1 protein-coding gene and 1 pseudogene are annotated in these 1,356 nt (G+C 66.9%); both read right to left on the bottom strand.

The features are described 5' to 3' along the window. Window positions 1-2: 2 nt before the first annotated feature. Window positions 3-914, bottom strand: a pseudogene (locus ACFCZF_RS40890) (IS5 family transposase). A 4-nt stretch (window positions 915-918) separates the two neighbouring features. Beyond that, the coding region (locus ACFCZF_RS40885) for a hypothetical protein (RefSeq protein ID WP_376675994.1) at window positions 919-1,356 on the bottom strand (438 nt) is incomplete at its 5' end.

The following is a 1,356-nucleotide window of genomic DNA, read 5'->3' as shown; positions in this document are numbered from 1 at the left end:
CGCTAGGCCGTGTCTGATAATTGATCATGCTGCGGTGTCGCGGAGCCACAAGATGAGCGAGGCCAGGTGTAGTCCCGCCTGGTAGCGGACGGCGAGCTTGTCGAAGCGGGTCGCGATCGCGCGGAACTGCTTGAGACGGTTGAAGCAGCGCTCGACCACGTTGCGGCCCTTGTACTGCTCTTTATCGAAGGCCGGTGGCCGACCGCCGCGGGTGCCGCGCCGCTTGCGATTGGCCACCTGGTCGGAGCGTTCGGGGATCGTGGCCCGGATGCCGCGTCGCCGCAGGCTGGCCCGGATGGCCCGAGAGGAATACGCCTTGTCGGCCAGCACCCGGTCGGGACGGCGTCGCGGCCTGCCAACCGTGGCGCGGGGCACCTTGATGGCGCCCAGCACCGCGTCGAACATCGTGGAGTCGTTCACGTTCCCGGCCGTCACGACCAACGACAGGGGCAGGCCACGGCCGTCCACCGCCAGGTGAACCTTCGTAGTCAGCCCGCCACGGGACCGACCGAGGGCCTGCCGCGCCGCCGAGCGTTGCGGATCTTCCAGTTTGTCCCCGTCCGGGTCCCCTTTTTCCGGGTGCCGGCGGCATGATGGTGAGCCCGGTTGACGGTGGAGTCCACCGAAACCGTCCACTCCACGCGGCCAACCGCATCGTCACGAACTTGAACGTGCTCCAGCAACCGGGCCCACGTACCGTCGGACTCCCACCGGGTGAACCGCTCGTAGACCGTCTGCCACGGCCCATACCGCTCCGGCAGATCCCGCCACGGAGCCCCCGTCCGCAAGCGCCACAGCACCCCATCGATCACCTGCCGATGATCCCGCCAGGGCCGCCCCCGACCATCCAAGACCGGCAACAACGGAGCTATCCGCTCCCACGCCGCATCCGTCAACTCACCACGACCAGCCACAAGATCAAGTATGAGTCCCAGCGGCATGGGCGTGGTCCACGACGTCAACGAAGTAGCGCCAACCGTCTACTTCGAGGTTCTGCACCGATGGCCGGGTGTCCAGAGCAGGCGCCGCGGCGTCGAGCAGGCGTCGAACCGTTCCTGGCTCGTAGAGGTTGAGCCAGGCGCGGTCCGGGAGGCGCACGACCGTGCCCGCCTCGAAGTACGAGTTCGAAACGATTCTGTCCGTGCCCGGGGCAAAGACCAAGGCCAATCGGCGTCGAACGCCTTGCGCTGGCACCTCTGGGAAGAGAGAAAGCGTCAGCCGGCAGTCAGCGTAGTCCGGTCTCACCCGCTGCCGGACAGTCCAACGCCAGACGGCCTCATTGACCACGAGGTGACGGACGCGTCGATCGTTGCCCATCGAGCCAGCGTAGATCGTTGGCCTGGACGAAAGGCATCT

The organism is Streptomyces sp. NPDC056296, from assembly GCF_042268605.1.
In the GTDB taxonomy this organism is placed as follows: Bacteria; Actinomycetota; Actinomycetes; order Streptomycetales; family Streptomycetaceae; genus Streptomyces.
Note: the sequence above shows the minus strand (reverse complement) of the source record. Positions and strands in the feature narration are given on the sequence as shown.